The sequence below is a fragment of the Pseudomonas japonica genome, from assembly GCF_013522925.1.
GTDB lineage: Bacteria > Pseudomonadota > Gammaproteobacteria > Pseudomonadales > Pseudomonadaceae > Aquipseudomonas > Aquipseudomonas japonica_A.
The window spans coordinates 90,545-107,955 of sequence record NZ_JAAMQU010000012.1 but is presented as its reverse complement, the minus strand read 5'-3'; the positions used below and the strand labels follow the sequence as shown (position 1 = coordinate 107,955).

At 61.9% G+C, this 17,411-nt stretch carries 12 protein-coding genes; 10 read left to right on the top strand and 2 right to left on the bottom strand.

Annotation, left to right across the window (positions count from 1 at the left end):
- The first annotated feature begins 67 nt into the window (after nucleotides 1-67).
- Nucleotides 68-988 (top strand): ornithine carbamoyltransferase, encoded by a 921-nt coding sequence (argF, locus tag G7016_RS19035; RefSeq protein WP_181117288.1) that lies wholly within the window; start codon nucleotides 68-70, stop codon nucleotides 986-988.
- Nucleotides 985-2,052: an ABC transporter ATP-binding protein gene (locus tag G7016_RS19030; RefSeq protein WP_181117287.1), complete on the top strand. Its 1,068-nt coding sequence runs from the start codon at nucleotides 985-987 to the stop codon at nucleotides 2,050-2,052. The genes argF and G7016_RS19030 overlap by 4 nt, the downstream gene beginning before the upstream one ends.
- 19 nt (nucleotides 2,053-2,071) lie before the next feature.
- On the opposite strand, the gene G7016_RS19025 is transcribed toward G7016_RS19030, so the two are convergent.
- Nucleotides 2,072-2,878 carry a PhzF family phenazine biosynthesis protein gene (locus G7016_RS19025; RefSeq protein WP_181117286.1) on the bottom strand — a complete coding sequence of 269 codons (807 nt, stop codon included), beginning with the start codon at nucleotides 2,876-2,878 and terminating at the stop codon, nucleotides 2,072-2,074.
- 33 nt (nucleotides 2,879-2,911) lie between these two features.
- Complete coding sequence (gene ybaK, locus G7016_RS19020) at nucleotides 2,912-3,382, bottom strand: Cys-tRNA(Pro) deacylase (protein ID WP_181117285.1); 471 nt, start codon at nucleotides 3,380-3,382, stop codon at nucleotides 2,912-2,914.
- A 274-nt stretch (nucleotides 3,383-3,656) separates the two neighbouring features.
- Between ybaK and G7016_RS19015 the strand changes: the two genes are divergently transcribed.
- The 8 genes from G7016_RS19015 to metR all read left to right on the top strand — a co-directional run bounded on the left by G7016_RS19015 (nucleotide 3,657) and on the right by metR (nucleotide 17,405).
- The gene (locus G7016_RS19015) at nucleotides 3,657-4,520 is read left to right on the top strand and encodes an MIP/aquaporin family protein (RefSeq protein ID WP_181117284.1); all 864 of its coding nucleotides are present in this window, start codon (nucleotides 3,657-3,659) and stop codon (nucleotides 4,518-4,520) included.
- A 50-nt stretch (nucleotides 4,521-4,570) separates the two neighbouring features.
- A complete protein-coding gene (gene glpK, locus G7016_RS19010; protein WP_181117283.1) occupies nucleotides 4,571-6,052 on the top strand; it encodes a glycerol kinase GlpK in 1,482 nt (493 codons plus the stop codon).
- An 83-nt stretch (nucleotides 6,053-6,135) separates the two neighbouring features.
- Nucleotides 6,136-6,894, top strand: a complete 759-nt coding sequence (locus tag G7016_RS19005; protein ID WP_181117282.1) for a DeoR family transcriptional regulator — start codon at nucleotides 6,136-6,138, stop codon at nucleotides 6,892-6,894.
- A 169-nt stretch (nucleotides 6,895-7,063) separates the two neighbouring features.
- On the top strand, nucleotides 7,064-8,593 hold the full coding sequence (gene glpD, locus G7016_RS19000; RefSeq protein ID WP_181117281.1) for a glycerol-3-phosphate dehydrogenase: 1,530 nt from the start codon (nucleotides 7,064-7,066) through the stop codon (nucleotides 8,591-8,593).
- Between the two features lie 70 nt (nucleotides 8,594-8,663).
- A complete protein-coding gene (locus tag G7016_RS18995) occupies nucleotides 8,664-10,529 on the top strand; it encodes a sensor histidine kinase (RefSeq protein ID WP_375139184.1) in 1,866 nt (621 codons plus the stop codon).
- Nucleotides 10,526-11,872 carry a sigma-54-dependent transcriptional regulator gene (locus tag G7016_RS18990; protein ID WP_181117279.1) on the top strand — a complete coding sequence of 449 codons (1,347 nt, stop codon included), beginning with the start codon at nucleotides 10,526-10,528 and terminating at the stop codon, nucleotides 11,870-11,872. The genes G7016_RS18995 and G7016_RS18990 overlap by 4 nt, the downstream gene beginning before the upstream one ends.
- 59 nt (nucleotides 11,873-11,931) lie before the next feature.
- Nucleotides 11,932-16,371 carry a hypothetical protein gene (locus tag G7016_RS18985; protein WP_181117278.1) on the top strand — a complete coding sequence of 1,480 codons (4,440 nt, stop codon included), beginning with the start codon at nucleotides 11,932-11,934 and terminating at the stop codon, nucleotides 16,369-16,371.
- 116 nt (nucleotides 16,372-16,487) lie between these two features.
- Nucleotides 16,488-17,405: a transcriptional regulator MetR gene (gene metR, locus G7016_RS18980; protein ID WP_181117277.1), complete on the top strand. Its 918-nt coding sequence runs from the start codon at nucleotides 16,488-16,490 to the stop codon at nucleotides 17,403-17,405.
- Nucleotides 17,406-17,411 lie beyond the last annotated feature (6 nt).

The window sequence follows — 17,411 nt, the reverse complement described above, 5'->3', positions numbered from 1 at the left end:
GACAGGTGCTCGCCTCCCCAGGGTCAGCGCGGCCCTGTGTCCGGCATGTTGCAAAAAGGTAGTCAAAATGAGCGCCAGGCACTTTCTTTCCCTTATGGATCTCAGCCCCGACGAACTCTCGCGGGTGATTCGCCGAGGAATCGAGCTCAAAGGCCTGCGCGACCGAGGCGTGCTGCACGAGCCGCTGAAAAACCGCGTACTGGGGATGATTTTCGAAAAATCCTCAACGCGCACGCGCGTGTCCTTCGAGGCGGGGATGATTCAGCTCGGCGGCCAGGCAATCTTCCTGTCATCGCGAGACACGCAGCTGGGCCGTGGCGAACCCGTCGAAGATTCCGCCATCGTGATGTCGAGCATGCTCGACGCCGTGATGATCCGCACCTTCGCTCACTCCACCGTAACGACGTTCGCGGCAAATTCCCGCGTACCGGTTATCAACGGGCTATCGGATGATTCGCATCCCTGCCAATTGCTGGCAGACATGCAAACCTACCTCGAACATCGCGGCTCCATTCAGGGCAAGACCGTGGCGTGGATCGGCGATGGCAACAATATGTGCAACAGCTACATCGAAGCTGCCGTGCAATTCGATTTTCACCTGAATGTGGCATGTCCCGAAGGGTATGAGCCAGATGCGCGCTTCCTGGCCCAGGCCGGGGATCGTGTGACAGTGCTCCGCGACCCTCGCGAGGCGGTCCGCGGTGCTCACCTCGTCAGCACCGACGTGTGGACCTCCATGGGCCAGGAGGATGAAGCGCAACAGCGCCTGGCGCGCTTCAAGCCTTACCAGGTCACCAAGGAACTGCTCGATCTGGCCGCTCCGGACGTGGTATTCATGCACTGCCTGCCTGCCCACCGCGGCGAAGAGATCAGCCACGATCTGCTCGACGATCCGCGATCGGTCGCTTGGGATCAGGCAGAAAACCGCCTGCACGCCCAGAAAGCGCTGCTTGAATACCTCGTCAAACCTGCCATCCGAGCCGAATGAACGCTTCCGCATTATTGAGCTTGAACGCCCTGGCCTGTGGTTATGCAGGCCAACGCGTTGTCCAGAACCTCGACCTGCACCTTGCCCCGGGCGAAATCGGCTGCCTTCTCGGAGCCTCCGGCTGTGGCAAAACCACCACGCTGCGAGCCATTGCCGGCTTCGAGCCTGTGCACGAAGGAGAGATTCGCCTTGCCGGCGAAGTGATCTCCAGCCACGGCTACACCCTGGCCCCGGAAAAACGCCGTATCGGGATGGTGTTCCAGGACTACGCCCTGTTCCCCCACCTTACCGTCGCCCGGAATATAGCGTTCGGCCTGGGCAAGCGCGCCGACGCCCCCCAGGTGATCAACGAGATGCTGGAACTGGTGAAGTTGCAAGGGTTGGGAGAACGCTTCCCCCACGAGCTGTCCGGTGGGCAGCAGCAACGCGTCGCCCTTGCTCGGGCGTTGGCCCCCGAGCCCCAGCTGCTATTGCTCGATGAGCCCTTCTCCAACCTTGATGTGGAACTGCGCCGCCGCCTGAGCCGCGAGGTCCGCGATATCCTGAAGGGCCGTGGCATCAGTGCGATCCTGGTGACCCACGACCAGGAAGAAGCCTTCGCGGTGAGCGACAAGGTCGGGGTTTTCCGCCGGGGGAACCTTGAGCAATGGGATACGCCCTACAACCTGTACCATCAGCCGCAAACGCCTTTTGTGGCCAGTTTCATCGGCCAGGGATATTTCATCCGCGGTGAGCTCACCAGCCCTACCACGGTTCATACCGAACTGGGCGAACTGCGCGGTCACCGCTCTTACGGGTGGCCCACCAGTGCTGCGGTGGACGTGCTGCTGCGCCCCGATGATATCGTGCTGGCACCCGACAGCAGCCTGCGAGGGAAAATCACCGGCAAGAGCTTCCTGGGGGCATCCACCCTCTATCAGTTACGCTTACCCACGGGAAGCCAGGTCGAAGCATTGTTCCCCAGCCATGCGGATTACCCTGTCGGCGAAGCCGTAGGCATCGCTGTCGCGGCCGAGCATCTGGTGCTGTTCGAAGCGCCTGGCAGCGTTCCGGCACACCTGTAAACCATCCTGGCATCGCCGCTCAGGCGGCTCCCTGCTCCGCACCCACCCCCGCGAGCAACCGCCCGGAAGCCATCAGCGTTACCTGGCCCCCGATGTGAACCCGCTCACCCTCCAACCGGCAGGCCAGTTGGCCACCGCGCCGGGAGCACTGGTACGCGCTGAGCGTGTTCTTGCGAAGCCGCCGGGCCCAGTATGGGACCAGGCTACAGTGAGTTGTGCCCGTTACAGCGTCTTCTGGAATGCCCAGGCGGGGCGCGAAAAACCGGGAGACAAAGTCGTGCTGCTCACCTCGCGCGGTAATCACTACCCCGATCCACATCAGCCGCCCCAAGGCCGCGAAGTCGGGCTGGCAGGCACGCACCGCCGCCTCGGACTCCAGCACCACGAACAACTCATTGGCGCCTAGCACGTCGATGATATCCACGCCCAAGGCACGCTGGACCTCCAGGCTTACACCCTCCTCGTCGGGGTATTGGGCTGGCAGGTCCAGCCACAAGCGCTCGCTGTCACGGCTCACGATGAGTGGGCCGCTGCGGCTGATGAACTCCAGCGTGTCTGACGCTTCAGCGTAGATCAGCTGCAGCACATGGGCTGCGGCCAACGTGGCATGACCGCACAGTGGCACCTCCACACGCGGGGTAAACCAGCGGATGCGCCACCCTCCTCCCTCGCGAACCACGAAAGCGGTTTGTGAAAGGTTATGTTCAGTGGCTATCCGCTGCAGCAGCTCATCGGGCAGCCAGCGGTCCAGGCGATACACAATGGTCGGATTGCCGCCAAAGGGGCCGCTCGAAAACACATCAACCTGGTGATACTCCAGATGCATACACCCCCCTGATGCACTCCACCGTCTACCCGCTCAGCCTTTCCCTATAGCCGCGAACGCAGCTGTAGTGAGAGTGGCCAATGCACTGGCGGGCAGTTCAACTTCCAAGCCACGTCGCCCTGCACTGACGAATATAGTTTCGAAGCCGCTTGCGCGCGCGTCGATGAACGTGCGCAGGCGTTTCTTTTGCCCCAGGGGGCTGATACCCCCTAGCAGATAGCCCGTGGCTCGCTGAGCGGCCAAAGGATCTGCCATGTCACACTTCTTCACCCCGGCAGCCTGGGCCAGTGCCTTGAGGTCCAGGCTCCCCACCACCGGCACTACTGCGACCAGCAGCTCATGCCGCTCGCTGGCGGCAAGCAATGTCTTGAATACCCGCTCAGGCTCCAGCCCGAGCTTCTCGGCAGCTTCGAGCCCGTAGGAAGGCGCTTTGGGATCATGCTCATAAGCATGGACCTGATAGGTGACGCGGTGTTTCTTCAACAGGTCAATGGCGGGGGTCATGGTTTCGACGGCAACCGAAGCAACGATTTGAAGCCCAAGCTTATATGCAAAGACGCGAATTGGCGCGGCCCCCGTGCTCGGGCAAGGTTTTGACTCAAAAAGGTTCGAATCCGATCTTTACATACGCATTTACTGGTTATATTTTTTCGTTTACGAATGCAGGGCAGAACCTTTTTGCCTTGAGTTCGTCTATTCCGTCCGAGAACGTCGCCGGCTGATTTTGTGGCCACGCCGCGTGACGGTACGCTGAACAACAACAAAAATGAGGTACTGGATGTACAACGATGCAAGCAAGCCCCTGCTGTCCGGCCAATGCACGGCCGAGTTCCTGGGCACCGCCCTGCTGATCTTCTTCGGCACCGGCTGCGTCGCGGCTCTCAAGGTTGCCGGCGCCAGTTTCGGGTTATGGGAAATCAGCGTGATCTGGGGCGTAGGCGTAAGCATGGCGATCTACCTTACGGCTGGAGTATCCGGTGCGCATCTCAACCCGGCCGTCAGTATTGCCCTGTGCCTGTTCGGTGATTTCGAGCGGCGCAAGCTGCCGTTTTATATCGTTGCGCAGGTGGCAGGCGCGTTCTGCGGAGCAGCCTTGGTATATACCCTGTACAGCGCGCTTTTTTTCGAATATGAACACGCGCATCAGATGGTACGTGGCACCGAGGCGAGCCTGGAGCTGGCAAGCGTCTTCTCTACCTACCCCAACGCGGCGCTGAGCGATGGCCAGGCGTTCCTTGTGGAAGCGGTGATCACTGCCATCCTGATGGCCGTCATCATGGCGCTTACCGATGACAACAATGGCCTGCCGCGTGGGCCTCTGGCCCCCCTGCTGATCGGGCTGCTGATTGCCGTCATCGGTAGCGCCATGGGGCCGCTGACCGGCTTCGCCATGAACCCGGCACGGGATTTTGGCCCCAAGCTGATGACCTTCCTGGCCGGCTGGGGCGACATTGCCTTCACCGGTGGCCGCGAGCTTCCCTACTTCGTGATCCCCATCGCCGCTCCCATTCTGGGCGCATGCTTCGGGGCAGTGAGCTATCGCCTGCTGCTGGCGCGCCATCTCCCGGTCGCCTCCCCTGCAAGCCATACTTCCAGCACGGCCGAAGATCCCGCAAAAGAGGCCGATGCGCGCGTGTCCTGACCTGACCTGCGTGACAGTCGACCCAACCAACAACAATCAAGGCAACCGCCATGAACGACAAGAATTACATCATCGCCCTTGACCAAGGCACTACCAGTTCCCGCGCAATCATCTTCGACCGGGATGCCAACGTTGTCTGCTCTGCCCAGCGAGAGTTCGCTCAGCACTATCCTCAACCTGGGTGGGTAGAGCATGACCCGATGGAAATCTTCGCCACGCAAAGCGCGACCATGGTGGAAGCCCTCGCCCAAGCCGGCCTCAGCCATGCCCAGGTGGCGGCACTGGGCATTACCAACCAACGGGAAACCGTCGTGGTATGGGACAAAGCGTCCGGCCGCCCGATCCATAACGCTGTCGTCTGGCAATGCAGGCGCAGTACCGAAATCTGCGAACAGCTCAAGCGCGACGGCTTTGAGGATTACATCCGCGAAACCACGGGCCTGGTCATCGACCCCTATTTTTCCGGTACCAAGGTCAAGTGGATTCTCGACCATGTGGAAGGAAGCCGCGAACGCGCACGGCGCGGCGAATTGCTGTTCGGGACGGTGGATACCTGGCTGATCTGGAAATTCACTGGCGGCAAGGTGCATGTCACCGACTATACCAACGCTTCCCGCACCTTGATGTTCAACATCCATACGCTGCAGTGGGACAAGCGGATGCTGGAGGTGCTGGACATCCCTGAGCAGATGCTGCCGCAGGTGCGTTCGTCGTCTGAAGTGTATGGCCAGACCAAAAGCGGTATCGACATCGCAGGTATTGCCGGCGATCAGCAGGCCGCGCTATTCGGCCAGATGTGTGTCAACCCGGGCGAGGCCAAGAACACCTACGGCACGGGCTGCTTCCTGTTGATGAACACCGGCAGCAAAGCGGTATCGTCCCGCCATGGCCTGCTCACTACCCTCGCTTGCGGCCCGCGTGGCGAAGTGGCTTACGCACTGGAAGGCGCGGTGTTCAACGGGGGCTCCACCGTGCAGTGGTTGCGCGATGAGCTGAAGGTAGTCAATGACGCCCTCGATACCGAGTATTTCGCCACCAAGGTAAAGGACAGCAATGGCGTTTACCTGGTGCCCGCCTTCACAGGCCTGGGCGCGCCCTACTGGGACCCGTACGCTCGCGGTGCGCTGTTCGGCCTGACCCGTGGCGTGAAGGTGGACCACATCATTCGCGCCGCGCTGGAATCCATCGCCTATCAAACCCGTGATGTACTCGATGCCATGCAGCAGGATGCCGGTGCACGGTTGAGTGCACTGCGGGTGGATGGCGGCGCGGTGGCCAACAACTTCCTGATGCAATTCCAGGCCGACATCCTCGGCACACCGGTGGAGCGGCCGCAAATGCGCGAGACCACGGCCCTGGGCGCAGCGTATCTGGCGGGCCTGGCCTCTGGCTTCTGGGGTAGCCTGGATGAGCTGCGCAACAAGGCGGTGATCGAACGTACGTTCACGCCACAGATAGACGAAGCTCAGCGGCAGGCCAGTTATGCGGGCTGGCAACGGGCGGTCGAGCGCACCCGCGGCTGGGCCGAATGATCACCCTGCCCGCACCGGGCTAGCGAAACCGGGGGGCGCTGCGGCATCATGGGAAAATTTTGTTACTGCGACAAGGACTTCCCATGAACCTGCCCCCCCGTCAGCAGCAGATCATCGAACTGGTGCGAGAGCGCGGCTACGTGAGCATCGAAGAGATGGCTCAACTGTTCGTGGTCACGCCTCAAACCATTCGCCGGGATATCAACCAGCTTGCCGAGGGCGGGCTGTTGCGCCGCTACCACGGTGGTGCTGCCTACGATTCCAGCATCGAAAACACCGCATACGCCATGCGCGCCGACCAGATGCGCGATGAAAAACAACGGATCGCCGAAGCCATCGCGGCTCAGGTCCCGGACCACGCTTCGCTGTTCATCAATATCGGTACCACCACCGAATCCATCGCCCGCGCTTTGCTCAACCACAACCAGCTGAAGATCATCACCAACAATATCCATGTGGCGTCCATCCTCAGTGGAAAGGAGGATTTCGAGGTGCTGTTGGCCGGCGGTACCGTAAGGCGTGACGGCGGCGTGGTGGGCCAGGCATGCGTGGACTTCATCAGCCAGTTCAAGGTGGATTACGCACTGGTAGGCATCAGTGGGATCGACGAGGAAGACGGCAGCCTGCTGGATTTCGATTACCAGGAAGTACGGGTCTCCCAAGCGATTATCGCCAACGCGCGCCAGGTCATCCTCGCGGCGGACTCCAGCAAGTTCGGCCGCAATGCCATGGTACGGCTGGGCTCGATCGCCCTGATCGACTGCCTGGTAACGGACAGCGCGCCAGCCCCGGCCCTTGTTCAGCAGCTCAACCAGCACAAGGTGCGCCTGGACGTGGTGTGAAGCTCAGCCCCGGTCAAAGGTTCCTCGCATTTTCATAATTGTTGTTTTCCGCTCACCCGATGAAGATTTTCAATCATCATTGGGTAGCGGCTGCGCGAATGTTGGGCTACCATTTTCGAAAATGAACATTTGATGTTCGGATAAATTTCGAATCCGCCTGGAGGCCCACATGCCCGATACCTCAGCTTCGACCGAAACCCTTTACGACGTTGCGGTGATCGGCGGCGGTATCAATGGCGTGGGCATCGCTGCGGATGCCGCTGGCCGTGGGCTGTCGGTGTTCCTTTGCGAAAAGGACGATCTGGCCAGCCATACGTCATCAGCCAGCAGCAAGCTGATCCATGGTGGGCTGCGCTATCTGGAGCATTACGAATTCCGCCTGGTGCGAGAAGCCTTGGCTGAACGTGAAGTGTTGCTGGCCAAAGCGCCACACATCGTCAAGCCCATGCGGTTTGTGCTCCCCCATCAGCCGCACCTGCGGCCGGCCTGGATGATCCGCGCGGGCCTGTTCCTTTACGATCACCTGGGCAAGCGTGAAAAGCTGCCGGCCTCACGCAGCTTGCGCTTCGGGCCGCGAAACCCACTCAAGGCCGACCTCAAGCGCGGGTTCGAATACTCCGATTGCTGGGTAGATGACGCTCGGCTCGTAGCCCTCAACGCCATCGCCGCGCGCGAGCACGGCGCCCATGTACGCACGCGTACGCGCTGCCTTCAGGCGCAACGCAACAATGGCGTGTGGGAAGTGCAGCTCGAAGGGCCCGCGGGTGAGCGTTACACTGTTCGGGCCAAGGCGTTGGTGAATGCTGCGGGCCCTTGGGTCGCCCGTTTCATCCGGGAAGACCTCAAGCTGACCTCGCCTTACGGCATTCGCCTGATCCAGGGCAGCCATTTGATCGTCCCGCGGCTCTATGAAGGCGAGCACGCCTACATTTTGCAAAACACTGACCAGCGCATCGTGTTCGCGATTCCTTACCTTGATCGCTTCACCATCATCGGGACCACCGATCGCGAGTACACCGGTGACCCGTCCAAGGTTGCGATCACGCGCGAGGAAACGGACTACATCCTCAGGGTGGTGAATGACCACTTCAAGCACCAGCTCACCGCCGAAGACGTCCTGCGTACGTATTCCGGGGTGCGCCCATTGTGCAACGACGAGTCCGATAACCCATCGGCCATCACCCGTGACTACACCCTTGCTCTGAGCCACGAGCCCGGCCAGGCGCCGCTGCTGTCCGTGTTCGGCGGCAAGCTCACCACTTATCGCAAGCTGGCGGAGTCGGCCATGGCGCAGCTCAAGCCCTTCTTCCCTGAAATGGGCGCAGGCTGGACCGTCAACGCGCCATTGCCGGGTGGCGAAGGCATGACCACGCCAAAGGCACTGGCCGAGGCATTCCAGGCTCGCGCACCCTGGTTGCCTGCCGCCCTGGCCGCGCGGTGGTCCGTCACTTATGGCGCACGCGGCTGGAAGCTTTTGGAAGGCTGCGAACGCTTGTCCGACCTGGGCCAGCTGTTTGGTGAGGGCCTCTACAGCCGCGAAGTCGATTACCTCGTTCAAGAGGAATGGGCGCGCTCGGCCGAGGACATTCTCTGGCGGCGGACCAAGCTGGGGCTGTTCCTGGACGATGCCGCGCAGCAGGGGCTCGAGAACTACCTGGCTCGGGCGGTTATCAGCAACGGCAACCACCGCGCCGCCTGAGCCATTGAGCTCCGCCAGCATTGGCGGGCGGGTGTGCCTGTGTTGAAATGGCGCCCCGCTTGCCAATACCATCTTCGCTGCCGTGATTACCCCATTCATTCGCCGGTGGCTGCTGCTGCCACTGGCTGCCCTGGCTATTCCCGTGATAGGCCTGGCCGGCTACCTGTTGAGCGAAGCCATCGGTTTGCGCAACCAGGCAGACAGCGGCGCTCGCCAGTTGGAGCTTCACGCCCGCGCGGTCGAAAGCGAGCTCGATAAATACACCTACCTTCCCAGCGTGCTGGAGCTCGAGCGCAGTGTTCTGGATCTGCTCACCAGCCCTACTCCTGAAGGGCAACAGACAGTCAATGCTTACCTGAGCGGGCTGCAGGCCCGCAGCGCCAGCCGCGCCATTTTCCTGATGGACCTTCAAGGCCACGTCGTCGCCAGCAGCAACTGGCGTGAGCAAGACAGTTTCGTAGGGGAGGACCTGTCGTTCCGCCCGTACTTCAAGGATGCGATCGAGGGACGGCCCGGGCGCTATTACGGAGTAGGAAGCACCACCGGCGAGGCGGGTTATTTTCTGGCCCATGGGCTACGAGACCACGGCACATTGATTGGCGTGGCGGTGGTCAAGGTACGCCTTGACGCGCTTGAAGCACGCTGGCAAAAAGCCCGGCTGGAAGCCTTCGTCAGTGACGAGAACGGCATCATCATCCTGTCCAGCGACGCCACTCGCCGGCTGAAGTCGGTAGAGCCGCTGGATGCCGAGCATCGTGAACGCCTGGCCCGCAGCCTCCAGTACTACTGGGCACCGCTAAGCGAGTTGCAACCGCTTGAGCGCGAGCCGCTGAGCGCTGGAGCCGAGCGGCTTACACTCAATCGGGAAGACGGCGGCGGCCATGTACGCCCCGCCCGCTACCTCGCTCAAAGCTTGTCGATCACAGATACGCGTTGGCGCATGACGCTGCTCACGCCGTTAAAGGACCAGCGGCGGGAGTCCATCATCCACGGCGTTCTGGCCGCCATTGCTTTTGCCCTGATGGCGATCGTGTTGATTGCTCGCAACGAGCGCCGCAAGGTAATCGCTACCCGCCTGGCTGCGCGCGAGGCATTGGAGGCGGCGAACAGCCTGCTGGAAAAGCGAATCGCCGATCGCACCCAGGACCTGCGCAACAGCAACGAACGGCTCAAGGAGCAGATTCGCGAGCGCCGCCACGCCGAACAGACCTTGCGCCGCACCCAGGACGATCTGGTGCGGGCCGGCAAACTCGCCGCGATTGGCCAGATGTCCACCAGTATCGCCCATGAGCTGAACCAGCCCCTGGCGGCATTGCGTACGCTATCCGGAAACACGGTACGTTTTCTGGAGCGGGGCCGCCTTGACGTCGCCAGCACCAACCTTCACACCATCAACGACCTGGTTGATCGCCTTGGGCGGATCATTGCCAGCCTGCGAGCATTCGCCAGGGGCAGTGAACACAGCGGCCGCGCCCAGGTTGACGTCGCGGTGGATACGGCCCGGGGCGTGCTGGATCAGCGCCTGCAGGCGCGGCCGTTGACGCTGGGTTGCACGCTGGAACCGGCGCAAGTGAGCATCGACCAGACGCGACTTGAACTGATCCTTATCAACCTGATCGGTAATGCACTCGATGCGCTCGAGGGCGAAACGGCCCCGCGAATAGACATAACAGGGCAGATCATGGAAACGCATTATCAGCTCACCGTCAGTGACAATGGCCCGGGTATCGATGCCGAGAGCCGCGCCCACTTGTTTGAACCCTTCTTCACTACCAAACCCGGCGAGCAGGGGCTTGGCCTGGGGCTCACGCTTTCGGCGCAGTTGGCCGCAGCCGCCGGCGGCCAACTGCGCCTTGACACCGAGGCAACCCCTGGCGCCAGCTTCACCCTCATTCTGCCTTTGTACAACGCACAGCCCGGGAACGCCCAGCCATGAACGCAGCTTTGAGCGTATTGATCGTCGAGGATGACCCTCATGTATTGCTGGGTTGCCAGCAGGCCCTGGGGCTTGAGGACATCCCCAGTGAGGGCGTGGCCAGCGCGGAGCTCGCGCTGGAGCGGGTCGGGGCGGATTTTCAGGGCGTGGTAGTGAGTGACATCCGGTTACCGGGCATGGACGGCCTTCAGTTGCTGGCGCGGCTGAAGGCAATCGACGCCAGCCTTCCGGTGGTATTGATTACCGGGCACGGCGATGTTCCTTTGGCGGTGAACGCCATGCGCCAGGGCGCGTACGACTTTATGGAAAAGCCCTTTTCTCCGGAGCGGCTTGTGGAGGTGGTGCGGCGAGCCTTGGAACAACGGGCATTGGCGCTTGAAGTGTCGTCGTTGCGCCGCAGGCTTGCTGGCCGCGAAGCACTGGACCAACGCTTGATCGGCGGTTCCGCAGCCATGAGAAGCCTGCGTGAAACCATCAGCAATGTGGCCGACACCCCGGCCAATGTGCTCATTGTGGGCGAGACGGGTACCGGGAAAGAGCTGGTTGCCCGCTGCCTGCATGATTTCAGCCGACGCGCTTCCCAGCCTTTTGTTGCCTTGAATTGCGCGGCGTTGCCTGAGCCGATGTTCGAAAGCGAAATCTTCGGCCATGAGGCTCATGTGTTTGGCGGTGCCAATGCGCAGCGCATAGGCAAGGTTGAACACGCCGATGGCGGTACGTTGTTTCTCGACGAGGTGGAAAGCATGTCCGATCCGCTTCAAGTGAAGATGCTTCGCGTGTTGCAGGAGCGAACCCTGGAGCGGCTCGGCTCCAACCAGCCTGTAGACGTGGATATTCGTCTACTGGCAGCTACCAAGGCCGACCTGATTCATGGCAATTACGAACGCTACTTGCGCAGCGATTTCTACTATCGGCTGAATGTGGTCACCCTTGCCATCGCTCCGCTGCGTGAACGACGTGAGGACATACCCGAGCTGTTCGACCACTTCGTGCGCCAGGCCGCGCTGAGGTTCGACCGCGAGGTACCGCCGGCGACGCCCGCCACGCTCTCGGCGCTGGCCGCTCACAGCTGGCCAGGCAATGTGCGCGAGCTGCGCAATGTGGCTGAGCGCCACGCGCTGGGGTTGCCGCTGTTCAAGCACGGCCATGCACAGGCTTCTCGGTTGAACTTTGCCGAAGCTGTGGAGGCTTTCGAGCGGGGCCTTCTCGAGGACGCGCTGAATGCCAACGGTGGCAACCTTACTCAGGCCAGCCAGGTTCTGGGCATGGCCAAGACCACCCTGTTCGATAAGGTCAAGAAATATCGCCTTACCGAAGCGCATCGTGAGCCAAGCACTAAGTAACACCGGCAAACACCAGCGGCCCGCTTGAATGTCGGCTCCCTGTTCAGTGGAGCCAGCCCATGCCTATTACGTTCACCCCCGATCCCCTGATCGACCCTTTCGAGGTTATCCCTTCCATTGACGACAGCCCGTCTGTGCCTCCCACGTTATGGACGGGTGTAGACCAATGGCACGATCTGATCGAGCAACGACTCGACCCTGGGCGCGAGGCGGACGCTGTCAGCGCCTGGGACGCCCTGGTCGCAGCCTGCACTGACCTTCAGGGCTTGCATGAGCAAAGCCGTGAGCACGTCGAATGGTTGCTGGCGCTCGATCACCTGTCAGACGCGACTGCGACCAACCGCGCGTACCGAGAAACGCAGCTGGCAGGTGCCATGGCAGAGGCCCGGTTGAATCACCTTCTTGGCACACTCAGCGACAACGAATACCGCGCAATCCTTTACTGCTTGCAGCCTTTGCTCGACGGACGCGAGCCCCCGCAGGCCTACTTGCTGGGCAAGGTCGCAGTTGACGACGGGGAACAGCACGCTAGCTGGGCAGGCGCCATCACGCTGACCACCCTGACGGCATTGACCGACTTTTCCCAGGCACCAAGGGTATTGCTTTACCGCTTTGGCGTTCATGGTGGGTGGACCGCCCACGACACCAGCCGGGATGTCGTGAACGCGTTGGCGAACGCCCTGGGCGCCGACGAGAACCGCCGAATCAAGCTTCGCCCCGCAAGCTGGACGGCTTTCAGCGAAGTTTTGACTGACCAGCTTGCAGCCCTTCGTGCCGCACACACCTTTGATGCGAAAGACGACACAGGGGCGCTTGAGCGCACGCGGCTCGAAGCGCTGGACACGCTTTGTGTCCCACTCAACCCTCCCCGCCTGTTGGCCTTGACGCGGGCAGAGGAAGTCCGCAGATCGCTGCGCCTGGGAGACGAGGCCCGAACATGGCTTGACCGCACCCCGGCAAATGTACGCACGGAGCTTGCCGGGTTGATCATCCGGTATACGGCCGCGCTCGAGGCCAGCGAACGCCTGTTACGTCGAACGCTACCTACCCGTCAGGCGTACGTCGAGCAAAGGTTACGTGAACGATTGGAACGGGAATTTGACCTCACCGCACCCTGCCACGTAACGCTCACACTACCTATGCGCGTGATCCGGGTGGGCGAACTGATCAGCGGGGCTGCGGGCCCCGGAACACCGATACATTCGGTGGCGCGCCCCTCGGTAGAGACCGAACGGCTATCGCTGGAGGATCTGGCCCTCATACAAATCGATGAGCCAATGGCCGAGCGTCTCGAATTGCTCGAAGTGGGCGTCACCCCTGAACATCATCCTCAGGCCAACCGCATCAAGGGGACAATAACCCTGGCATGGCTGCGCCAGACCTTGCCCGATCTGGACGTGGCTGGCGATTATGAACGCTTGCTCGCTGACGTTTATCTACAGGCGGGCGAATCTTCGGCGCTCGCTGAGGAACGTGAAGCCCTGTATCAGCCGTATGCCTTGATGCTCGAGATGCACGAGCTGATTGCCTGGCAACAGCGTCGCCTCGATGCGCGGGGCCGACAAATAGTACGCGTTGCGCTTCACGCAACTACCGCTGACGCCTGGGCAAGCGAAGGGCTGAACATCACGATGCGTCCCGCCGCGCTGACCGTTTTCGATGAGCGCAGCCACAGCCATGGCAGCCCCCTGGCGGGGGTCGTTTTACTTCACGACCGGACGACCGACACCGCAGTGTTGTACCTGCCCCAGGCGCCGGACGGCTATGGGTTCAGCCAATATTCCACCCTGAAGGCCGCGACCGAGGCGCTGGAAGATCTGTTCATCGACACGAGGCTGCGCCGTTACCTGTGCGGTCGGGCGCTCGAAGGCGACGCGCGTGCGCTGGAAAGCAAGGTCAGCCAAGCGCTAGCGCGCGGCTACCATCGGCTGATCGAATTCCGGGCGCCTTGGCCCACGTGGCAGTCGCTCACTGCCAACCAATACCTGGCGGAGCTGGGCCTCATGATTACCGCGCACAGGAACAGTTCGGTATCCAACACCGACCGTGTATTCGAGCACGCTTTGCAGAGCCGGGGCACGGCGGTCAGCTACATTCGTATGGCACTGGGTTTTGTGCCCTTCGTGGGAAGCCTGATTGCACTGGCCGATGCGATCGAAGCCGGTATCGAAGCGGGCCGTGCCTTTGCATCCGGAGAAAGCACGAAGGGCCTTGAAGCCACACGCTCGGTGCTGCTGTCCATTACCGACGTCTTGTTCGATTTTTCCCCTGCCGGCCTTAGCTCAGGCTCGGCCAGCCTGTCGGCGACGGCAAGGGCGCGGCAACTGCGCCAGGGCTTGCCCGGCGCGGGGCGTTTCCGGCAACTATCGAAGTGGAACGCGCGGCATGCAGACCAGGCCTTCGCTGGCTATGAACGGCCAACGGCGCTGACATCCCAGCCAGGTACCAAGGGTCGCTGGCGCGAAGTGTACCGAGAGCCTGAAGGCGACTTCATCCTACGCGGTAGCACCACCTACGCCGTAGAGTGGGATGCAACCCACCGAACCTGGCGGCTACAGCAAACCCGCACCCGCCGCTACCGGCAGCCGGTGGCGCTGGATGAAAGTGGTTGCTGGCAAACCCATGGTCAACTGTATGGCAGCCTGGTCGAGGGTGGCCTACGGGGCGGCGGTGGCGTGCAGGGCTACCTGGCGGACCGACTCGACCCACTGTGGCCGGACACTCTACGGCGCTTGCTGCCGCGCTGGTGGACCGACGCTCAATTTCGTCGGCAACAGCAGTTACTCGGTGAATGCCAAACCCGGCGCCGTGCGACCCTACAAAGCGATGCTCAGCTCAAGCAAGCCGCCGCACCGTATCAAGCGGTGCATGGTTCGCCCCAGACCTCTGCCACTGCCCGAGCGATGTTCGAAGCGACCGACCGGTTCGTCGAGGTCGCCACGGCCTATCACGAGACCCTCGAAGCGCTCCGGGTACTGAGCCATGGGCGGCGACGGGCTGAATTCGAACAGGATCAAAGCCAGGTAGCAGCCACCCTGTGCGCAAGGTACCAGTTATCCATCAGGGTGGCGCTCGCCGAAGCTGATCGCCTGACAGACCTCGCGCTTTCCCAGCGAGCGGAAGTGACCCGCCTGCTCGATGCCGCTGGCACGGTCCCGGTGAGCGTCGATACGGTGATTACTCACTCCCGGCGCATTCAGGTTACCTTGGGCGAAACGCTGGAACTGACCAACCAGATTGATCAACGCCTGGAAGCCGCCTCGATATGGCAGCGGCGTGTAAGCCTGCAGGAGCATCGGCGAAGGCTGCACCAATCCCAGGACCAGCTTCGCCAGATGCTCGCGGGGCGCCATGGCACGCTGATACGCTTGGCGCTTCTGCTGGACCTGTCGCCCCGGGACAATCCCAACCTGCCTTCCTGGCTGTATATGCGCCGAGCCTATCGACCGGCCAGAGAGCGTTTCGACCGCCTTGCGCGCTCTGCCTATAATACGGGCTCTTTGAATCTATCGCCCCAGCAGCGCCAGCGGCTACAAGCCCAGCTACGCGAGAGCAGCAAGGCCCTGATGCGCACGGTACGCCGGCTTACTGTCAGTTACCCGGAACATTTTGACCTTCACTATTGCGAGTTGCTGCTCGAAGAATTACAGAAAATCCATGATGCTACTCCGGCGGCCCCGATACAGGCGTCCAGGACGCCCGCACCCGACCGCCGCCGCCTGTTCGAAGCGGGTGATTTGTTGCTCGTGGGCGAGCCCGTTTCAGGCGAACCGGATGTGCTGGTAATCCGGCAGCTCAACGAGAACCCCGAGCGGTGGATACGCCAACCCGACCGGCGTTGGGTACAGGCGGAGCAGCAACCGGCCTGGGATACTGTTCAACCGGCTGTTGATGTCAGCGTTCTTGCTCAACAGGCCGAGGCGCGCCTTCTGGAGTTGCCGGCGCTGCGCCTGCGGCTGCAGCGTTACCATCGGCCGAGCACATTAGCCGCAGACCTCGAAGACCTCTATATCGGTGAAAGCCAGGACCTGGAGTTTCGGCTGCGACAGCTGCAAGACGCAGGCGGAGCGCAGCAGGGCCCGCTCATGCAACGGCTGCAGCAGCAGGCCGCCGCGCTACGCGCTGAGGGGAGACAGGCCCGGATCGCGCATTGCAAAGCCTCGCAGGCTCCCACTGGCGGAATCCTGGAATACCTGGTGAGTGAGGGTGAAGCAACCATTCGCAGGGTAGAGGGCTTGCAAGCATCGGGCACCACGCCACGCAATCGCAATTGGCTGCAGGAATACGAAGTGCTGGATCGGGACAGCGGAAACCCACTGTTCTACGCGCACTTCCACTACCGCAAGGCTGAGCCACGCTTCGGAGATTTCGAGGCGGCCCACTTGAAAACGCCAGCGCAGCGGTACCTGGCCACGGCACCCGCAGGCGAACCCGCCATCTGGCGAGGAGAGATCAGCCGGCGCCTCGCAGCCACCTTGTTCGAACCCTTGTTCTCGTAAAGCACACGCGCCCTGTTCCGGCAGGGCGCGTTTCCATGGATGTCCGTGACAATTTCCCACGCATGACACAAACTCATGCGAAATGCGATCAACCGGAAATGTGCTCATGGTGCGCTGTGCTTGAAATTCGCCATCTCAAAACCCTCCAGGCCCTGCGCGAAGCGGACAGCCTGGTAGAGGCAGCCGAACGCCTGCACCTCACTCAGTCGGCCCTGTCGCACCAGTTCAAGGAGCTGGAGGACCGTCTGGGGATGTCGCTGTTTGTGCGCAAGACCAAGCCTGTGCGGTTTACCAGCGCCGGGCTGCGTTTGCTGCAACTGGCCGATGCCACCCTCCCCCTCATGCGCGCCGCCGAGCGGGATATGGCCCGGCTGGCGGGGGGCACCGCGGGTCGCCTGCATATGGCCATCGAATGCCATAGCTGTTTCCAATGGCTGATGCCGACCATCGATCAGTTTCGCGATGCCTGGCCAGAAGTGGAGCTGGACCTTGCCTCCGGTTTCGCCTTCGCGCCGCTTCCTGCGTTGGCCAGAGGTGACCTTGATCTGGTAGTCACCTCAGACCCGGTCGACCTGGCGGGCATCACCTATGTGCCCCTGTTTACCTACGAAGCCATGCTGGCCGTCGCCAACCAGCACGCGCTGGCCAGCAAGCCCTGGATCGAACCGGAAGACCTGCTCGATCAAACGCTTATCACCTACCCTGTGGAACGTGAGCGGCTGGATATCTTCACGCGCTTTCTGGAACCCGCCGACATCGAGCCGGCAGCGGTACGCACCGCCGAGCTGTCAGTGATGATGATGCAACTGGTCGCCAGCGGCCGCGGCGTGTGCGGGATGCCCCACTGGGCGCTGCACGAATACAGCTCCCGGGGCTATGTGAAAGCGCGCCGCCTTGGTGAAAGGGGCCTGTACGCCACGCTCTACGCCGCCATTCGCACCGACATGCTGGATGCGCCGTTCATGCGCGACTTTCTGCTTACCGCGAAGGACACGTCCTTCGCCACGCTCGACGGAGTGAGCGCGGTACGCTGAGTGCAC

Excerpts from the sequence above, each read along its gene's own strand:
- argF (WP_181117288.1), top strand. The coding sequence starts at position 68 with ATGAGCGCCAGGCACTTTCTTTCCCTTATGGATCTCAGCCCCGACGAA.
- G7016_RS19030 (WP_181117287.1), top strand. The coding sequence starts at position 985 with ATGAACGCTTCCGCATTATTGAGCTTGAACGCCCTGGCCTGTGGTTAT.
- G7016_RS19025 (WP_181117286.1), bottom strand. The coding sequence starts at position 2,878 with ATGCATCTGGAGTATCACCAGGTTGATGTGTTTTCGAGCGGCCCCTTT.
- ybaK (WP_181117285.1), bottom strand. The coding sequence starts at position 3,382 with ATGACCCCCGCCATTGACCTGTTGAAGAAACACCGCGTCACCTATCAG.
- G7016_RS19015 (WP_181117284.1), top strand. The coding sequence starts at position 3,657 with ATGTACAACGATGCAAGCAAGCCCCTGCTGTCCGGCCAATGCACGGCC.
- glpK (WP_181117283.1), top strand. The coding sequence starts at position 4,571 with ATGAACGACAAGAATTACATCATCGCCCTTGACCAAGGCACTACCAGT.
- G7016_RS19005 (WP_181117282.1), top strand. The coding sequence starts at position 6,136 with ATGAACCTGCCCCCCCGTCAGCAGCAGATCATCGAACTGGTGCGAGAG.
- glpD (WP_181117281.1), top strand. The coding sequence starts at position 7,064 with ATGCCCGATACCTCAGCTTCGACCGAAACCCTTTACGACGTTGCGGTG.
- G7016_RS18990 (WP_181117279.1), top strand. The coding sequence starts at position 10,526 with ATGAACGCAGCTTTGAGCGTATTGATCGTCGAGGATGACCCTCATGTA.
- G7016_RS18985 (WP_181117278.1), top strand. The coding sequence starts at position 11,932 with ATGCCTATTACGTTCACCCCCGATCCCCTGATCGACCCTTTCGAGGTT.